This is a genomic window from Streptomyces massasporeus (assembly GCF_014648995.1).
In the GTDB taxonomy this organism is placed as follows: Bacteria; Actinomycetota; Actinomycetes; order Streptomycetales; family Streptomycetaceae; genus Streptomyces; species Streptomyces massasporeus.
This window is the reverse complement of sequence record NZ_BMSE01000019.1, coordinates 136347-153369: the sequence shown is the minus strand read 5'-3', so window position 1 is coordinate 153369 and position 17023 is coordinate 136347. Positions and strand designations below refer to the sequence as shown.

The window sequence follows — 17023 nt, the reverse complement described above, 5'->3', positions numbered from 1 at the left end:
TGGCTCAGCTTCCGCACCACCGGCACATCAGCCGGAAGGAGGCGAACATCGTCAGGGGCCATATCGCGGCGAACGCCCAGATCACCCCCGGCTCGGACGTGACGATCCCGGCCACCATCAGCCCGGCCGACACCGCGACCAGGACCGCCACGGTCCAGACGCGGGGTCGGTAGGCGGCCAGACGGGCCAGGACGCGGGCGGGGTCGGGGCGGCGGCTCACCCGGTGGGTGCGCAGCTTGCGGTCGAGGCGGCGGTCGCGGCGCAGCGCGCGTTCCATCTCGTCGAGGATGCGCTGCTCGTTCTCGGGAAGTCTGCCGATGGACACGCTCTCTCCTTCCGGGCAGCCGGACCGTCTCTCCTTCAGGGGGACGTGCGGCGGGGGAAGTACGGCGGGGACGTACAAGCGGGTGCCCCGTGGGGCCCCCGCGCTAACCGGGCACGGGCCGTGCCAGCGCCTCGACGAGCCGGTCCGCGCTGTCCGGCACGGTGCCCTCGCGGAACCCGTCGCGGATCTGCCGCGCGGCCACCCGTCCGCCGGTCAGGCACCAGTCCCACCAGCGGTCCAACTGGCGCACGTCCAGCCGCTCGGCGGGCACCAGCGCCGGCCAGCCGCAGGCACGGGCCTGCGCGGTCAGCTTGGCACCGCCCGCGACCGGGTCGACGGCCAGCACGGGTGTGCCGACCCGCAGCGCGATCACCAGCCCGTGCAGCCGGTCGGTGACGACGAGGTCCAGCCGGGCCAGCACGGACTGCAGCTGTGCGGGCGTCGCGCTCAGGTGCCAGTCGTGCGTGTCCAGCCGGGTCTCCAGCTCCAGGCGGCCGCAGTCCTTCGCGGCCAGCCAGCGCGTCACCTCCTCGGCGACCTGCCCGTGCCGACGCAGCTGCCCGTACTCGTGCTGCCCGTGCGCGAGGATCACCCCGACGACGGGCCGCGCCGGTACGTCCGGGGCGCGGGCCGCGAGGTCCTCCACCGGCTCGCTGTCCGGCCCGTCCCGGGGCAGCACCCGGTGGAAGCCGGTCACCGCCGAGCTGCCGGGGTCGATCACGGAGGTGCCGACGGCGATCCGCACGCAGTGCGCGAACCGCCGGTGCAGCTCCTCCACCTGCGGCCCGTGCAGCGGGCCGCACACGAACACCAGGTGGGTGTAGTCCTCGGGCCAGAGCCGGTCCAGATGCAGCGCCTCCGGACGGAAACGGGGACTCCAGGCGACGTCGTAGGGGATGCCCGTCCCCCGCATGACGTCCTCCACCCGGCGCAGGGCCAGCACGTCACCGGCGGTCGCCTCCCTGTCCCGGAAGCTGAACCAGCCGGTGAGCAGCACCCTGCGCGGTCGCTTGCCCTCTTGTGTGTGCACATGCCCTGAGTGCCCGTCCCTCGGCAAGACATTCAGGGCATTACGCGCATTTACCGTGCCGTCACTGGGCGTGGAAGGTGGCGTCCGCCCGGTCGGTCGCGGTGCTCACCGCCTGCACGTCCAGCAGGTACTCCCAGTGGCGGACGTATCGCCCCGGGTAGTTGGAGGACTCGTACGACACACCGGCCGGGTCCGCGAGTCCGGCGCGCTGCCGGAAGGTCGCGTCGGACGCGAACCGCGTGCTGCCGTCGTTCTTCTCCAGCCACACCTCGAAGTTCTTGTGCCGCAGGTAGTAGCCGGGGAAGTTGGCCGACTCCAGGGAGACGGTCCCGCTGCCGGCGAGGCCCGGCACTACGCGGAACTGCGAGTCGGCGAGCTTGGTGACGCCGGCCTCGATCCGTGCCCGGTAGTCGTAGTGGCGCACGAAGCGGTCCGGGAAGTTGTACGAGGAGAAGCGCTGCGGGGTGACCCCGTCCGCCACGGGGATCCCGAAGTTCGGGGTGCCGTCGGCGTTCCAGTAGACCTTCTGCACGCGGGTGCGGCGGTTGGGGTCGTCGAGCGGGTCGCCGCTGATGTCCTTGTAGCCGCGGTCGTGGTAGACGAGGATGTCGCTCTTTCCGTCCTCGGAGACGGTGAAGGAGTTGTGCCCCGGACCGTACTGGCTGGTCGCAGCGCTGCTCGTGAAGACCGGGGTGGCGCTCTTGCTCCACGACGCCTGGCTGAGCAGGTTCGCGCTCGCGGAGGCGGTGAGCATGCCCAGGCAGTAGTTGGCGTCGGTGGCGCTCGCGGAGTACGTCAGGAACACCTTGCCGCCGTGCTGGATGACGGCCGGGCCCTCGTTGACCTTGTAGCCCACGGTCTCCCAGGAGTGGGTGGGCCGCGACAGCATCACCGGAGTGCCGGTGATGGTCCAGGGGTTGGCCATCTTCGCGAGGTAGACGTCGGTGTTGTTGTTCACCGACGGGTCGCGCTGCGCCCAGGCCAGATAGCGCACGCCGTTCACGACGAACGTCGTGGCGTCCAGGGAGAAGCTCTCCCACTGGGTCCTGATCTGCCCCTTCTCGGTCCAGGCGGCGGTGAGCGGGTTGGCGCCCGTGCCCTCCAGGACGTACATCCGGATCGCCCACACGTCGTCGGTGGCGCCGGCCGCGAAGTACACGTACCACTTGCCGTCGATGAAGTGGATCTCCGGCGCCCAGATGTGGGCGCCCATCGCACCGCTGGCGTGCTTGGTCCAGATGGTCGTCTCGGGGGCCGACTTCAGCCCCTGGATGGTGGTCGCCCGGCGCAGCACGATGCGGTCGTACTCGGGGACGGTCGCGGTGAAGTAGTAGTAGCCGTCGGTGTGTTTGACGATGTGCGGGTCGGCCCGCTTCTCCGCGATCGGGTTGGTGTGGGTGACGGCGGGGGAGTCGGGCGCGGCGGCCTGCGCGGGCGCGCCCGCCAGACAGGTCGCGAGGGTCACGAGGACGGCCAGGAGCAGCCGTACGGCCATACGTCTCAAGGGAATTCCTGTCCGTTATTTCGAACGTGGTTCGTGGATTCGATCGTGAGTGGGTCAGAAGATAAGGGGGGCTCCTACCGTCGTCAACGGTTCGTACAGGCCGGAGGAGCGATGTGGCTGCCGCTGCGGTGCGCGGTCGTAGGCTGGCCGTATGGCTCGTACGGCGGGGGAGTCGCCCGTCGCCCTGACGATGCGGCCCTCGGTGCCCGCGCTCGGGGCGGCGATCGGTGCGATGGGCTATGTCGAGGGGCGGTTCGCGCACTCCGCCGAGCTGGCCCTGCCCACCGGCGGGGCGCAGCTGCTGGTGAACCTGGACGGGGACGCCCTGTCCTCGTCGCCGTTGAAGGGCGCCCATCGGCGTACCGGGGGCGCCGCCCTGCACGGGCCGTACTCGGAGCCGGCCGTGATCGACCCGGCGCAGCAACAAGCCGTCCTGTGGGTGGCGTTCCGGCCCGCGGGTGTCCACCCCTTCCTCGACGCCCCCGTCTCCGAGGTCCGCGACCAGCTCGTCGGCCTCGACGACCTGTGGGGCACGGACGGCGCGGTGCTGCGCGAGCGACTGCTCGAAGCCGTGGCAGCCGGTGGCCCCCGGGCCGGACTCCGGGTACTGGAGACGGCCCTGACGGACCGGGCGCGGCGCCCGCTGGAGCCGGACCCGGCGGTACGGCTCGCCGCGGCGCTGCTCGACAAGGGCACCCCCGTGGGCGAGGTCGCCGACCGGCTCGGCTGGACCGCGAGACGGCTGGCCCGCGGCTGCACCGAGCACCTGGGATTCCCGCCCAAGCGGTACGCGCGCATCCGGCGCTTCCAACGGCTGCTGGGGCACGTGAACGCCGGGCACGGGCCACCGGACTGGGCGCTCCTCGCGGCGAACTGCGGCTACCACGACCAGGCGCATCTGATCCACGAGTTCCGCGCGTTCGCCGGCATCACCCCGACCGCGTACGCACCGCGCTCGCCGCACGAACGCAACCACGTTCCGCTCGGCGGCTGACGGACCCCGTCCGGGCCGGCGGTTTTCTACAATCCACGCCGCCGGAAACCCGCGATCCTGAAGGCATGACGCATGCAAACGGCACACCGGCCGTCACCCGCCTCCACGCCCGCCTCGTGGTCTCCGACGGAGCCCGGGCGATCGACTTCTACCGGGACACCCTCGGCGCCGAGGAGATCGAGAGGTACACCGGCCCCGACGGCACGATCGTGCACGCGATGCTGCGACTGGGCGGCACCACGATCGCGGTCAAGGACGCCGACACCGCCGACCCGGCGCCGACGTCCCTCGGCGGCAGCCCCGTGATCATGGCGCTCGACGTGCCCGACGCCGACGCCGTGGCCGAGGCAATGCTGCGGGGCGGGGCGACGGTGGTGTACCCCGTCGCCGACCAGCACTACGGGCAGCGCGGGGGCCGCATCGCCGACCCGTTCGGCCACCTCTGGATGATCTCGCAGACCATCGAGGACCTGACGCCGCAGCAGATCCAGGAGCGCACGGACGAGTCGTTCGCCTCCTGACGGGCGCGTCAGCGGGCCTGGGTGGTCGGCTCCTCCAGCTTCGCGTTCGCGTCCACCTTGTCGCCCGGGTGCCGCAGGGCGCACAGGAAGGCGATGCCCAGGGCGATGGCCATGCCGTAGAACACCCACTGGTTCGCTTCGGCGAAGTCCATGCGGATCGCGGACATCGCGTCCCGGGTCGCCTCGGCCGCGGGGCCGGTGCCGGTGGGCGGCCGGGCGTCGCCGTTGCCCGTGATCGATTCGGTGACGTCGCGCGCCGTGCTCTGCGCCGTCCCGGCGGGCACGCCGCGGGACTCCAGGGTGCCCGTGACGTTGTCGGTCGTGACGTGCGTCAGGATCGTGCCGTAGATCGCCATGCCCACGCTGGCCGCGAAGTTGCGCACCGTCTGGGTGATGCCGGTGACCTCGCCGTAGGAGGTGCCGATGGCCCGGTTCACGGCGTCCGTCGACGCCGGCGCCAGGATGAAACCGATACCGGCCCCGGCGAGCGCCGCGTAGAGCCACTGGTCGTGCATGGTCAGGTTGGTGAGTTCGCCCGCCCAGAGCGCGAACCCGACGGCGCCCACCACCCCGCCCATTTTCAGCGCGGGCCTGGCGCCCTTCTTGTCGAGGATCCGGCCGCCCCACTGGGAGGCGATCGCGAAGCCCACGAAGATGTACAGCAGGAACAGCGCCGCCTGGTTCGGCGAGGCGCTCAGCGACACCTGGGCGTAGACGGAGGCGAAGAAGAACAGCGGGACGAACGCGAGCATCGCGAAGAACAACACCAGCGCGTCGACGCTGAACGCTCTGTCGCGGAAGACCCGCAGATCGATCAGCGGATGCTCCACCCCACGCTCGAAGCGCACGAACCCGGCCAGCACCGCCAGGCCGCCCGCGATGCACACCCAGGTCGCCCAGCTGTCCCAGCCCCAGGACCAGGCCTGCTGGAAGCCGAGCACGCTCAGCCCCATGCCGGCCGCGATCAGGACCGCGCCCGGGACGTCCAGGGTGCCGGACCGCCGCCGGTCGGAGATGTGCGCCATCGCCGTGAGGACCAGCGCCACGATCGCCACGGGCACGTTGACCCAGAACACGGCCCGCCAGGTCCAGTTCGTCAGCCAGCCGCCCAGCAGCGGGCCGATGGCGGTCAGCGCGCCGGTGACCCCGAAGAAGAGGGCGAGGGCACGCCCCCGCCGCTCGACCGGGAACACCGCCACCACCACCGCCAGGGCCGCCGGGAACAGCAGTGCCGCCCCGAATCCCTGGGTGCCACGGAAGATGATCAGCCAGGCCTGCGCCGCGCCGCCCTCGGGGACGCAACCGCACAGCACCGACGACACGACGAACACCAGCGTGCCGATGACGACGACCCGGCGCGGCCCGTAGAGGTCCGCGAGACGGCCGCCCAGGGCGAAGAACGCGGCGAGGGCCAGCAGATAGGCGTTGACCACCCACTGCATGCCGGAGGACGACAGACCCAGTTCGCGGACGATGTCCGGAGCCGCGATCGACACGATGGTCTGGTCGATGAAGGTCATGGCGACGGCGAACATCATCGCCGCCAGCGCGACACTTTGATGCGGTGCGGATGGGGAAGGGGTCGCGGCCTCGCCGCGCCCCGGGCGCGTGCTAGTCACGACAACAGTCTGCGCCCGGCCGTGTCGCGTCGCATCACAGGACTCTTTCCGCCCCGCGCGGCACACTGATACCCCCGAACACGCCGTTCGGCAACCCCTCGGCGGTGTGAGGACGACCTCCTCGGCCATGTGACCACGGCCCGCCACGGATGCCGCGTCGAACGTGCAGGATGCGGGCACCAAGGAGGACAGGCAGTCGAACGACGGGAGAGGCAGACGATGGTCCCAGCGGAACCGCAACCCCAGGGGATCGGCATACCGGCCGAATCCACTGCGGGCGAGACCAGGGTGGCGGCGACGCCGGCCACCGTGGGGAGACTCGTCGCGCTCGGGTACGACGTGACGGTCGAACCGGGAGCGGGAGCCTCGTCCCGCTTCTCCGACGCGGCCTACGAGGAGGCCGGAGCCCGGCTCGGCGACCCGTGGCAGGCGGACATCCTGCTGAAGGTCAACGCCCCCTCGAGCGAGGAGATCGGCCGGCTGCGCGACGGGGCGACGCTGATCGCGCTGATCAGCCCGGCCCTCAACCCCGAACTGGTCGAGGAACTGGCACGCCGTCCGATCACCGTGCTCGCCATGGACGCCGTGCCGCGGATCTCGCGCGCGCAGTCCCTGGACGTCCTCAGCTCGATGGCGAACATCGCCGGGTACCGTGCCGTGGTCGAGGCCGCGCACGCCTTCGGACGCTTCTTCACCGGCCAGGTCACCGCCGCCGGCAAGGTGCCGCCCGCCAAGGTGCTGGTGGCCGGGGCCGGGGTGGCCGGACTCGCGGCGGTCGGCGCGGCCCGCAGCCTCGGCGCCGTCGTCCGCGCCACCGACCCGCGGCCCGAAGTGGCCGAGCAGGTGCGGTCCCTGGGCGGCGAGTTCCTGACGGTGACCGCCGAGCAGGAGGTGAGCGCCGACGGCTACGCCAAGGCCACCTCGGACGACTACAACCGGCTCGCCGCGCAGTTGTACGCCGAGCAGGCCGCCGACGTCGACATCATCATCACCACCGCGCTCATCCCGGGCCGCCCGGCGCCGAGGCTGATCACCGCCGAGGACGTGGCGCGCATGAAGCCCGGCAGCGTGATCGTCGACATGGCGGCCTCCCAGGGCGGCAACGTCGAGGGCACGGTCGCCGGGAAGGCCGTCGTCACCGACAACGACGTGACGATCATCGGCTACACCGACCTGCCCGGCCGGCTCCCCGCCCAGGCCTCGCAGTTGTACGGCACGAACATCGTCAACCTGCTGAAGCTGCTCACGCCCGGCAAGGACGGCCGGCTCGTCCTCGACTTCGACGACGTGGTGCAGCGCTCGATCACCGTGGTCCGCGAGGGCGAGAAGACCTGGCCCCCGCCCCCCGTCCAGGTGTCCGCCGCCCCCGCCCCCGTCGCGGCGAAGGAGCCGGAACCCGCGCCTGCCGAGACACCGGCGAAGTCCGCCCGTCCGGCCTGGTCCTCCTACGCCCTGGTCGGCGTGGGAGCACTCGCGCTGTTCCTGGTGACGGCCCTCTCGCCGAGCGAACTCCTCGGCCACTTCACGGTGTTCGTCCTGGCGATCGTGATCGGCTTCTACGTCATCGGCAATGTGCACCACGCGCTGCACACCCCGCTGATGTCGGTCACCAACGCCATCTCCGGCATCGTCGTGGTCGGCGCGCTGCTGCAGATCGGGCACGGGGACACGGCCGTCACCGTGCTGTCGTTCGCCGCGATCCTGCTGGCGAGCATCAACATCTTCGGCGGATTCGCCGTGACCCGCCGCATGCTCGGCATGTTCTCGAAGGGCTGATCAGGGATGACCACAGACACGGCCGCCCAGGCCGCCTACGTCGTCGCGGCGCTGCTGTTCATCCTCAGCCTCGCCGGACTCTCCCAGCACAAGACGTCCCGTTCGGGAGTCGTCTGGGGCATCGCGGGCATGGTCGTCGCCCTGGCCGCCACGGTCGGGCTCGCCTCCCGCAGCATCACCGCGAGCGGGCTCGTGCTGATCGTCGTCGCCACGGCCCTCGGCGCGGGCATCGGCCTGTGGCGGGCCCGGGTGGTGGAGATGACCGGCATGCCGGAGCTGATCGCCATCATGCACAGCCTCGTGGGCCTGGCCGCCGCGTTCGTCGGCTGGAACGGCTACCTCGACGTCGACGCCGAACTCTCGGGCTCGCTGCTGGGCATCCATCACGCCGAGGTGTTCATCGGGGTGTTCATCGGCGCCGTCACCTTCACGGGCTCCGTCGTCGCCTACCTGAAGCTCTCGGCGCGCATCAACTCCCGTCCGCTCACGCTGCCCGGCAAGCACGTCCTCAACATCGGCGCGCTCGTCGCGTTCGTCGGGCTCACGGTGGCGTTCGTCGTACGCCCCGGCATGGGCCTGCTCATCGCGGTCACCGTGATCGCGCTCGCCCTCGGCGCCCACCTGGTCGCCTCCATCGGCGGCGGTGACATGCCGGTGGTCGTCTCCATGCTCAACAGCTACTCCGGCTGGGCCGCGGCCGCTTCGGGCTTCCTGCTCGCCAACAACCTGCTCATCGTCACCGGCGCGCTGGTCGGCTCCTCCGGTGCCTACCTGTCGTACATCATGTGCAAGGCGATGAACCGCTCCTTCATCTCGGTGATCGCGGGCGGCTTCGGGACCCCGGCGGCCGCCGCCGACGACGACGAGCACGGCGAGCACCGGGAGATCAACGCCGAGGAGACCGCCGAACTGCTCCGCGACGCCACCTCGGTCATCATCACGCCGGGTTACGGCATGGCCGTCGCCCAGGCCCAGTACCCGGTCGCCGAGTTGGCGCGCAAGCTGCGCGACCGGGGCGTCGAGGTGCGCTTCGGCATCCACCCCGTCGCAGGGCGGCTGCCCGGGCACATGAACGTGCTGCTCGCCGAGGCCAACGTGCCCTACGACATCGTCCTGGAGATGGACGAGATCAACGACGACTTCGCCGCCACCTCGGTCGTCCTGGTCATCGGCGCCAACGACACGGTCAACCCGGCCGCGACCGACAACCCCTCCAGCCCCATCGCCGGGATGCCGGTCCTGCACGTCTGGGAGGCGTCCAACGTGATCGTCTTCAAGCGCTCCATGGCCGCCGGCTACGCGGGCGTGCAGAACCCGCTGTTCTTCCGCGAGAACACCCAGATGCTGTTCGGTGACGCCCGGCAGCGCGTGGAGGACATCCTGCGCGGCCTGGACTCCCTGGATGCACCGGTCCGGGAGATGGCCGGCACCTCGCGCTGAGCCCGGTGCCCCGCCGGTACGGCCGGCGGGGCACCGGCCGGCCGGGGGTGCGGTCGGCACGGTATCGGCGTTGACTGGTGTGGAGAGGCATCACGGCAACGCCGGGCACGCGCCGAGGGCGCAGCCGCGTTGCGACACCGGCATGGTGCGGAGTCGGTCATGACCCATCAGCTTCGGATACGCGTGTGCGCACTGCTGGCCACTGCGGTGCTGGCCGTTTCAGGTGGTTATGCGTACGGGGCCCCCGCGCGTGACGACATGGGCGAGGACATCGAAACAGCCGTGCAGGCCGTCGACGCGTATTGGGACGCCCACTGGTCCGAGTTCTTCACGGAGACCTACGTCCCGCCCACTGTCCTGGGCGAGTACGACGGCGCTTCCGCGGATGTCCCCACCTGCGACGGGGAACCGCTGGAGGACGACAACGCCTTCTACTGCAGCACGGTCGAGGACTACGTCGCCTGGGACACCGACCTCATGGAGTTCGGCTACCGGTACGGAGACGCGTTCGTCTACCTGGTCGTCGCGCACGAATGGGGCCATGCGATACAGAACCGCCTGGACGCCGAACTGCAGACGGTCGACGGTGAGTTGCAGGCGGACTGCCTGGCCGGCGCTGAACTCGAGGGTGCCGCGCAGGACGGAACGGTCGTCTTCGACTCGGGGGACGTCGACGAGCTGCACACGGCCCTCGTACGGGACGCCGACCAGACCCCCTGGACGAAGGAAGGGGACCACGGAAGCGCCTCCGAGCGGGTCGACGCCTTCGCCATGGGGCAGGAGGCAGGGGTCGACGGGTGCTTGCCCGAAGAGGCGTCCACCGAAGGCGCGTCGGCACTGGGCCGGTAGCAAGGACCCCACAGAACAGGCGTGTTCGCCGTGCGTGCATCGCGCGTCGAGGCCGGCCCGACGCGATGTCGGGCCGGCCTCCCGGCGGTGCTGTGGGGTCAGTCCGTGCCGGACTCCATCGCGGCCCGGTCCAGCCACGCGTCCTCCTCCGAGACCTCACCCCGGGAGGCGATGGCCTCGGCGCCGCCCTGCGGCAGCTCCGGCATGGTGCCGATCAGTCCGGTCGCGGCGGCCTGGGAGGCGCCGATGGTGGGGCTGCCGGTGCCGATCAGGCCGATGCCCGCGTACTGCTCCAGCTTGGCGCGGGAGTCTGCGATGTCGAGGTTGCGCATGGTGAGCTGGCCGATCCGGTCCACCGGGCCGAACGCGGAGTCCTCGGTGCGCTCCATGGACAGCTTGTCCGGGTGGTAGCTGAACGCCGGGCCCATGGTGTCGAGGATCGAGTAGTCCTCACCGCGCCGCAGCCGCAGCGTCACCTCGCCGGTGACGGCGGCGCCGACCCAGCGCTGGAGCGACTCGCGGATCATCAGCGCCTGCGGGTCCAGCCAGCGGCCCTCGTACATCAGCCGGCCGAGGCGCCGGCCCTCGGCGTGGTACTGGGCGAGGGTGTCCTCGTTGTGGATCGCGTTGACGAGGCGCTCGTAGGCGGCGTGCAGCAGGGCCATGCCCGGGGCCTCGTAGATGCCGCGGCTCTTGGCCTCGATGATCCGGTTCTCGATCTGGTCCGACATGCCCAGGCCGTGCCGGCCGCCGATGGCGTTGGCCTCCATGACCAGGTCGACGGGGGAGGCGAACTCCTTGCCGTTGATCGTCACCGGGCGGCCCTCGGCGAAGCCGATCGTCACGTCCTCGGCGGCGATCTCGACCGACGGGTCCCAGAACCGGACGCCCATGATCGGCTCGACGGTCTCGACGCCGGTGTCCAGGTGCTCCAGCGTCTTGGCCTCGTGGGTGGCGCCCCAGATGTTGGCGTCCGTGGAGTACGCCTTCTCCGTGCTGTCCCGGTAGGGCAGGCCGTGGGCCAGCAGCCACTCCGACATTTCCTTGCGGCCGCCGAGCTCCGTCACGAAGTTCGCGTCCAGCCAGGGCTTGTAGATGCGCAGGTGGGGGTTGGCGAGCAGGCCGTAGCGGTAGAACCGCTCGATGTCGTTGCCCTTGAAGGTCGAGCCGTCGCCCCAGATCTGGACGTTGTCCTCGAGCATCGCCCTGACCAGGAGCGTGCCGGTGACGGCGCGGCCGAGCGGGGTGGTGTTGAAGTACGCCCGCCCGCCCGAGCGGATGTGGAACGCGCCGCAGGTCAGTGCGGCCAGGCCCTCCTCGACGAGCGCGGCACGGCAGTCGACCAGACGCGCGATCTCGGCCCCGTAGGTCTTGGCGCGGCCGGGCACCGAGGCGATGTCGGGCTCGTCGTACTGGCCGATGTCGGCGGTGTAGGTGCACGGGACGGCGCCCTTGTCGCGCATCCACGCGACCGCGACGGAGGTGTCGAGACCGCCCGAGAAGGCGATGCCGACGCGTTCGCCGGCGGGCAGGGAGGTGAGGACCTTGGACATAGAAAGAGTATGTATCACTTTGCATAGTCATGCAAGCCGGGTATGCGAAATCGCCGTCCCGGCTGCTCAGGGCTCAGGGACCCGCTGTCCCGGAACCCCCGAGCGCACCGAGGATCCGCTCCGCGGCCAGCGTCGGGGTGAGCTCGCCCTCCCGGACCCGCTGTTCCAGCACCGGCGCCAGCGCCCGTACCGCCGGGTCGGCCTGGAGGCGGCCGAGGAGTTCGTCGCGGACCATGGTCCAGGTCCAGTCGACCTGCTGGTCGCGCCGCTTCGCGGTGAGGCGGCCGGTGGAGTCCAGCAGGGTGCGGTGCTGCTCCAGGCGCTCCCACACCGTGTCCAGGCCGGTCGACTCGCGGGCACTGCAGTGCAGCACCGGCGGGGTCCAGAACGCGTCCTTGCCGTGCATCAGGCGCAGCGCGCCCGCCAGTTCCCGCGCGGCGGCACGGGCGTCGCGCTCGTGCGGCCCGTCCGCCTTGTTGACGGCGATCACGTCGGCGAGCTCCAGCACGCCCTTCTTGATGCCCTGGAGCTGGTCGCCCGTGCGCGCGAGGGTGAGCAGCAGGAAGGTGTCGACCATGTTCGCGACGGCGGTCTCGGACTGGCCGACACCGACCGTCTCCACCAGGACCACGTCGTAGCCGGCCGCCTCCATCACCACGATCGATTCGCGGGTGGCCTTCGCGACCCCGCCCAGCGTGCCCGCCGTGGGGGACGGGCGCACGAACGCCGCCGGGTCCACGGCCAGGCGCTCCATCCGGGTCTTGTCACCCAGGATGGAACCGCCCGTACGGCTGGAGGAGGGATCCACGGCCAGGACCGCCACCCGGTGTCCGAGCGAGGTCAGCAGTGTGCCGAACGCGTCGATGAACGTCGACTTGCCCACGCCCGGCACCCCGCTGACGCCGATCCGCCGGGCCCGGCCGCTGAGCGGCAGCAGCGCGGTCAGCAGTTCCTGGGCCAGCGCCCGGTGCTGCGGCCGGGTCGACTCGACGAGTGTGATGGCGCGGGCGATGATCGCCCGCTTCCCGTCGAGTACGCCCTTCACATACGCGTCGACATCGATCACAGGGCGTGCCCGAGGCCGTCCGACAGCCGCCGCACCAGGTCGTGGGCCGCGTCCGGGATCACCGTCCCGGGCGGGAAGACGGCCGCCGCGCCCATCTCCAGCAGCGTCGGCACGTCCTGCGGCGGGATCACCCCGCCGACCACGATCATGATGTCCTCGCGGCCCTCCTCGGCCAGCGCCTCGCGCAGCGCCGGGACGAGGGTGAGGTGACCGGCCGCCAGCGAGGAGACGCCGACGATGTGCACGTCCGCCTCGACGGCCTGCCGCGCGACCTCGGCGGGCGTCTGGAACAGCGGGCCGACGTCCACGTCGAAACCGAGGTCGGCGAAGGCCGTGGCGATCACCTTCTGGCCGCGGTCGTGACCGTCCTGGCCCATCTTCGCGACCAGGATGCGCGGGCGGCGGCCCTCGGCCTCCTCGAAGGCGGACACCAGGGTGCGGGTGCGGTCCACGCTCGGGGACTCTCCGGTTTCGTTGCGGTACACGCCGGAGATCGTACGGATCTGCCCCGCGTGCCGGCCGTACACCTTCTCCAGGGCGTCGGAGATCTCCCCGACCGTGGCCTTCGCACGGGCCGCGTGCACCGCCAGCTCCAGCAGGTTGCCCTCGCCGCCGGCGGCCCGGGTCAGCGCGTCCAGCGCGTCCTGGCAGGCCCGCTCGTCCCGCTCCGCGCGCAGCCGCCGCAGCTTCTCGATCTGCTGCGCCCGCACGGAGGAGTTGTCGACCTTCAGGACGTCGATCTGCTCGTCGGTCTCCACCCGGTACTTGTTGACGCCGATGACCGGCTGACGGCCCGAGTCGATCCGGGCCTGTGTGCGGGCCGCGGCCTCCTCGATGCGCAGCTTCGGGATGCCCGCGTCGATGGCCTTGGCCATGCCGCCCGCGGCCTCGACCTCCTCGATGTGCTGCCAGGCCCGCCGGGCCAGGTCGTACGTCAGCTTCTCCACGTACGCGCTGCCGCCCCAGGGGTCGATCACCCGGGTCGTGCCGGACTCCTGCTGGAGCAGCAGCTGCGTGTTGCGGGCGATGCGCGCCGAGAAGTCGGTGGGCAGCGCGAGCGCCTCGTCGAGGGCGTTGGTGTGCAGCGACTGCGTGTGGCCCTGCGTCGCCGCCATGGCCTCGACACACGTGCGCGTCACGTTGTTGAAGACGTCCTGCGCGGTCAGCGACCAGCCCGAGGTCTGCGAATGGGTGCGCAGGGAAAGGGACTTGGCGTTCTGCGGGTCGAACTGCCTCACCAGCTTCGCCCACAGCAGGCGCGCCGCCCGCAGCTTGGCGACCTCCATGAAGAAGTTCATGCCGATGGCCCAGAAGAACGACAGCCGCGGCGCGAACGCGTCCACGTCCAGGCCCGCTTCACGCCCCGCGCGGATGTACTCGACCCCGTCCGCGAGCGTGTACGCCAGCTCCAGGTCGGCCGTCGCACCCGCCTCCTGGATGTGGTAGCCGGAGATGGAGATGGAGTTGTAGCGCGGCATCCGCTGCGAGGTGTAGGCGAAGATGTCGGAGATGATCCGCATCGACGGCTTCGGCGGATAGATGTAGGTGTTGCGGACCATGAACTCCTTCAGAATGTCGTTCTGAATGGTTCCGGCCAGCTTCTCGGGCGGTACGCCCTGCTCCTCCGCCGCCACGATGTACAGCGCCAGCACCGGCAGCACGGCACCGTTCATCGTCATCGACACCGTCATCTTGTCCAGCGGGATCCCGTCGAACAGCTGCCGCATGTCGTAGATGGAGTCGATGGCCACGCCCGCCATGCCGACGTCGCCCGTCACGCGCGGGTGGTCACTGTCGTAGCCGCGGTGCGTCGGCAGGTCGAAGGCGACCGACAGGCCCTTCTGGCCGGCCGCGAGATTGCGCCGGTAGAAGGCGTTGGACTCCTCGGCCGTCGAGAAGCCGGCGTACTGGCGGATCGTCCAGGGCTGGTTGACGTACATCGTCGGGTACGGGCCGCGCAGGAACGGCGCCGCTCCCGGCCGCGTGTCGAGGAAGTCCAGGCCCTCCAGGTCACGTCCCGTGTAGAGCGGCTTGACGGCGATGCCCTCCGGGGTCTCCCAGAGCAGGTCGTCCCCGCCGGACGCGTTCTTGACCGCCGTACGCCACTCGTCGGCGCCGCCGTCGGGGGCCGGCGTGCCCAGCTCGATCCCGGAGAAGTCGGGGATTCCCATCAGGACACAACTCCCATGCGGTCGAGGGTGGCGGACAGCACGGCGACGGCGTCACAGCCCGCGAACACGTACGCGTCGACACCGGGGTACTCCCCGGGACGGCCCGCGAGGAACACATGCCGGGCACCGGCGGCCTTCAGGTCCCGGACGACGGCCTCGGCCTGCTCCGCGTACAGCGCGTCGCTGGAGCACAGCACGGCCTCCGTCGCACCGCTCTCCTCGAAGGTGCCTTCCGTGACCGGCTCGATGCCGCCGGCCTGGAAGAGGTTCGAGGCGAAGGTGAGACGTGCGGTGTGAGCCGCGGCCGGGCCCAGCGCGGCGAGGAAGACCCGCGGCCGGGAGCCGGTCGCCGCGAGGTGGGCGTCGGAGCGGGCACGCAGCGCCTCGTACGCCTCGTCACGCCGTACGCGCGGCAGGCCGCCGGAACGCGGCTCGGGAGCACTCGCGCGGACCACCGGCTTCTCCGCGAGGAACGGGAACTCGCTGACACCGGTGATGGGTTCGCGCCGCTTGGCCAGCAGGCCCGCGCGGGCCTGCCAGGTCTCGGCGAGATCCCGCTCCAGGTCGCCCGAGCGCAGGGCGGCCGGCATGCCGCCGAGGCTCTCGATCCGCTGGAAGAACTCCCATCCCGCGTGGGCGAGTTCGTCGGTGAGCCGCTCCACGTACCAGGAGCCGCCCGCCGGGTCGATCACCCGGGCCAGGTGCGACTCCTCGATGAGGATCGTGGAGGTGTTGCGGGCGATGCGGCGCGCGAACGCGTCCGGCAGGCCGAGGGCGTGGTCGAAGGGCAGCACGGTGACCGCGTCGGCCCCGCCCGCGCCGGCGGCCAGCGTGGCGATCGTGGCGCGCAGCATGTTCACCCACGGGTCGCGGCGCGTCATCATCACCGGCGACGTCACGACGTGCTGGAGCTGCGCCCCCGCCCGGGGCGCTCCGCAGACCTCGGCCACCCGGGCCCACAGTCGGCGCGCGGCCCGCAGCTTGGCGATCGTCAGGAACTGGTCGACGGTCGCCGCGTACCGAAACTCCAGCTGCGCACAGGCCTGTTCGACGTCCAGGCCGGCCCCGGACAGCTCCCGCAGGTACGCCACGCCGGTGGCCAGCGAGCAGCCCAGCTCCTGGGCGGCCGAACCACCGGCCTCGTGGTACGGCAGCGCGTCCACGGTCAGCGCCCGCAGCCCCGGGTACTCCCCGGCGCACAGCCGCGCGAGCTCCGCCGCCGGAGCGGTGTCGCACCGCTGACCGGTACGGGCCTCGTGCCCGAGCGGATCCGCGCCCAGGTTGCCGCGCGCCGCGTCCCGGGCGACACCCCGCTCCTCGTACACCCGCAGCAACTCCCGCGCGGCGGGCTCGGCGTCGCGCCCCGCGTCGAGGACCACGGGCGCCAGGTCGAGGTACACGCCGTCGAGGACCCGGCCGAGGTCGGGCACCGCGATGCCGCCCTCCCCGACCGTCAGCCAGAGGGAGGTGACGCCGTTCTCCAGGTCCCCGAGCACCGCGTCACGGTCGGCCACCGTGTGCCGTTGCCGTACGTCCCAGCCGCCGACCGTGTTCCCCTCGGCGCGGGCGCCGCGCACAAAGGGGGCGAACCCGGGCAGGCCCGGCTCGGGCGCGGAGTCGTGGGCGGTGTAGAGGGGGCGGGTGCGCAACCCGTCCTCCAGCGCGGTGGACAGGGCTTCCTCGGCCGCGGCCCCCTCGACGTCCTTGCCCGATTTGCGCAGGACACCCGCCACAAGGCGCTGCCACTGCTCATGGGGCACGTCAGGGAACTCGCCGGCCAGCTCAAGCCCGTCGTCAGGCAGGACCGTCATGCTCGGATGTTAGGCCACGTTAACGAACGAGCAGCAGAGGGAACGGCTGTGACCTTGCCCTCTCCGGGAATGTGGCCCCGATCTCCCTCTGCCGCTCTTGAGGCCGGAGCTGGTCAGGCACTGGAGCGGCGGGGGCGGCGGCCGGCTGTCCGCCGTCCTGGGACGGCTTTCGAGCGAACCGGCGCATTTCTCTGTCATTCCGGGATGACGATCAGATGAAAAGTGAACGGGTGTCGGGTGTCAACCCCCAGGCGTCCCCCGACCGCGTACGGTGCGTGCCTGATCGGCATCCCTGGGCCCCATGGTCCGCATGAGCAACAAGAGAGGCGTCGATCCCCTGCCCGACAGGCGACTATCCCGATAC

At 71.2% G+C, this 17023-nt stretch carries 13 protein-coding genes; 5 read left to right on the top strand and 8 right to left on the bottom strand.

The features are described 5' to 3' along the window. Window positions 1–4: 4 nt before the first annotated feature. The 3 genes from IE153_RS32640 to IE153_RS32630 all read right to left on the bottom strand — a co-directional run bounded on the left by IE153_RS32640 (window position 5) and on the right by IE153_RS32630 (window position 2859). A complete protein-coding gene (locus IE153_RS32640) occupies window positions 5–325 on the bottom strand; it encodes a DUF3040 domain-containing protein (RefSeq protein WP_097221656.1) in 321 nt (106 codons plus the stop codon). Window positions 326–428: 103 nt separating this feature from the next. Next, the gene (locus IE153_RS32635; protein WP_189593333.1) at window positions 429–1355 is read right to left on the bottom strand and encodes a polysaccharide pyruvyl transferase family protein; all 927 of its coding nucleotides are present in this window, start codon (window positions 1353–1355) and stop codon (window positions 429–431) included. Between the two features lie 61 nt (window positions 1356–1416). Further along, window positions 1417–2859, bottom strand: a complete 1443-nt coding sequence (locus IE153_RS32630) for a family 43 glycosylhydrolase (RefSeq protein ID WP_229829281.1) — start codon at window positions 2857–2859, stop codon at window positions 1417–1419. Between the two features lie 151 nt (window positions 2860–3010). Between IE153_RS32630 and IE153_RS42475 the strand changes: the two genes are divergently transcribed. Together IE153_RS42475 and IE153_RS32620 are read left to right on the top strand one after the other, a co-directional pair. After that, window positions 3011–3853, top strand: coding sequence for a helix-turn-helix domain-containing protein (locus tag IE153_RS42475; RefSeq protein WP_189593332.1), 843 nt, complete (start codon window positions 3011–3013; stop codon window positions 3851–3853). A 65-nt stretch (window positions 3854–3918) separates the two neighbouring features. Then, window positions 3919–4374, top strand: coding sequence for a VOC family protein (locus IE153_RS32620; protein WP_189593331.1), 456 nt, complete (start codon window positions 3919–3921; stop codon window positions 4372–4374). An 8-nt stretch (window positions 4375–4382) separates the two neighbouring features. On the opposite strand, the gene IE153_RS32615 is transcribed toward IE153_RS32620, so the two are convergent. Next, window positions 4383–5912, bottom strand: a complete 1530-nt coding sequence (locus IE153_RS32615) for an MFS transporter (RefSeq protein WP_189593352.1) — start codon at window positions 5910–5912, stop codon at window positions 4383–4385. A gap of 300 nt (window positions 5913–6212) precedes the next feature. Between IE153_RS32615 and IE153_RS32610 the strand changes: the two genes are divergently transcribed. The 3 genes from IE153_RS32610 to IE153_RS32600 all read left to right on the top strand — a co-directional run bounded on the left by IE153_RS32610 (window position 6213) and on the right by IE153_RS32600 (window position 10058). Further along, entirely contained in the window at window positions 6213–7769 is a 1557-nt protein-coding gene (locus IE153_RS32610; RefSeq protein ID WP_189593330.1) for a Re/Si-specific NAD(P)(+) transhydrogenase subunit alpha, read from the top strand. A 6-nt stretch (window positions 7770–7775) separates the two neighbouring features. Beyond that, window positions 7776–9209, top strand: coding sequence for a Re/Si-specific NAD(P)(+) transhydrogenase subunit beta (pntB, locus tag IE153_RS32605; RefSeq protein WP_189593329.1), 1434 nt, complete (start codon window positions 7776–7778; stop codon window positions 9207–9209). 159 nt (window positions 9210–9368) lie between these two features. Continuing rightward, the gene (locus IE153_RS32600; RefSeq protein WP_189593328.1) at window positions 9369–10058 is read left to right on the top strand and encodes a neutral zinc metallopeptidase; all 690 of its coding nucleotides are present in this window, start codon (window positions 9369–9371) and stop codon (window positions 10056–10058) included. Window positions 10059–10156: 98 nt separating this feature from the next. Here the strand turns inward: IE153_RS32600 and argG are convergent, their stop codons facing one another. From argG to IE153_RS32580, 4 genes are all read right to left on the bottom strand, one after another. Next, window positions 10157–11611 carry an argininosuccinate synthase gene (gene argG / locus IE153_RS32595; RefSeq protein ID WP_189593327.1) on the bottom strand — a complete coding sequence of 485 codons (1455 nt, stop codon included), beginning with the start codon at window positions 11609–11611 and terminating at the stop codon, window positions 10157–10159. Between the two features lie 73 nt (window positions 11612–11684). Further along, the gene (gene meaB / locus IE153_RS32590; RefSeq protein WP_189593326.1) at window positions 11685–12677 is read right to left on the bottom strand and encodes a methylmalonyl Co-A mutase-associated GTPase MeaB; all 993 of its coding nucleotides are present in this window, start codon (window positions 12675–12677) and stop codon (window positions 11685–11687) included. After that, window positions 12674–14848, bottom strand: coding sequence for a methylmalonyl-CoA mutase (scpA, locus tag IE153_RS32585; RefSeq protein ID WP_189593325.1), 2175 nt, complete (start codon window positions 14846–14848; stop codon window positions 12674–12676). Before scpA ends, meaB begins: the two co-directional genes overlap by 4 nt. Then, window positions 14848–16659 carry a methylmalonyl-CoA mutase family protein gene (locus tag IE153_RS32580; RefSeq protein ID WP_189593324.1) on the bottom strand — a complete coding sequence of 604 codons (1812 nt, stop codon included), beginning with the start codon at window positions 16657–16659 and terminating at the stop codon, window positions 14848–14850. The genes scpA and IE153_RS32580 overlap by 1 nt, the downstream gene beginning before the upstream one ends. Window positions 16660–17023 lie beyond the last annotated feature (364 nt).

What these genes read in the sequence shown, in the direction of transcription:
- IE153_RS42475 (WP_189593332.1), top strand. Translation starts at nt 3,011, where the DNA reads ATGGCTCGTACGGCGGGGGAGTCGCCCGTCGCCCTGACGATGCGGCCC.
- IE153_RS32620 (WP_189593331.1), top strand. Translation starts at nt 3,919, where the DNA reads ATGACGCATGCAAACGGCACACCGGCCGTCACCCGCCTCCACGCCCGC.
- IE153_RS32615 (WP_189593352.1), bottom strand. Translation starts at nt 5,912, where the DNA reads ATGATGTTCGCCGTCGCCATGACCTTCATCGACCAGACCATCGTGTCG.
- IE153_RS32610 (WP_189593330.1), top strand. Translation starts at nt 6,213, where the DNA reads ATGGTCCCAGCGGAACCGCAACCCCAGGGGATCGGCATACCGGCCGAA.
- pntB (WP_189593329.1), top strand. Translation starts at nt 7,776, where the DNA reads ATGACCACAGACACGGCCGCCCAGGCCGCCTACGTCGTCGCGGCGCTG.
- IE153_RS32600 (WP_189593328.1), top strand. Translation starts at nt 9,369, where the DNA reads ATGACCCATCAGCTTCGGATACGCGTGTGCGCACTGCTGGCCACTGCG.
- argG (WP_189593327.1), bottom strand. Translation starts at nt 11,611, where the DNA reads ATGTCCAAGGTCCTCACCTCCCTGCCCGCCGGCGAACGCGTCGGCATC.
- scpA (WP_189593325.1), bottom strand. Translation starts at nt 14,848, where the DNA reads ATGGGAATCCCCGACTTCTCCGGGATCGAGCTGGGCACGCCGGCCCCC.
- IE153_RS32580 (WP_189593324.1), bottom strand. Translation starts at nt 16,659, where the DNA reads ATGACGGTCCTGCCTGACGACGGGCTTGAGCTGGCCGGCGAGTTCCCT.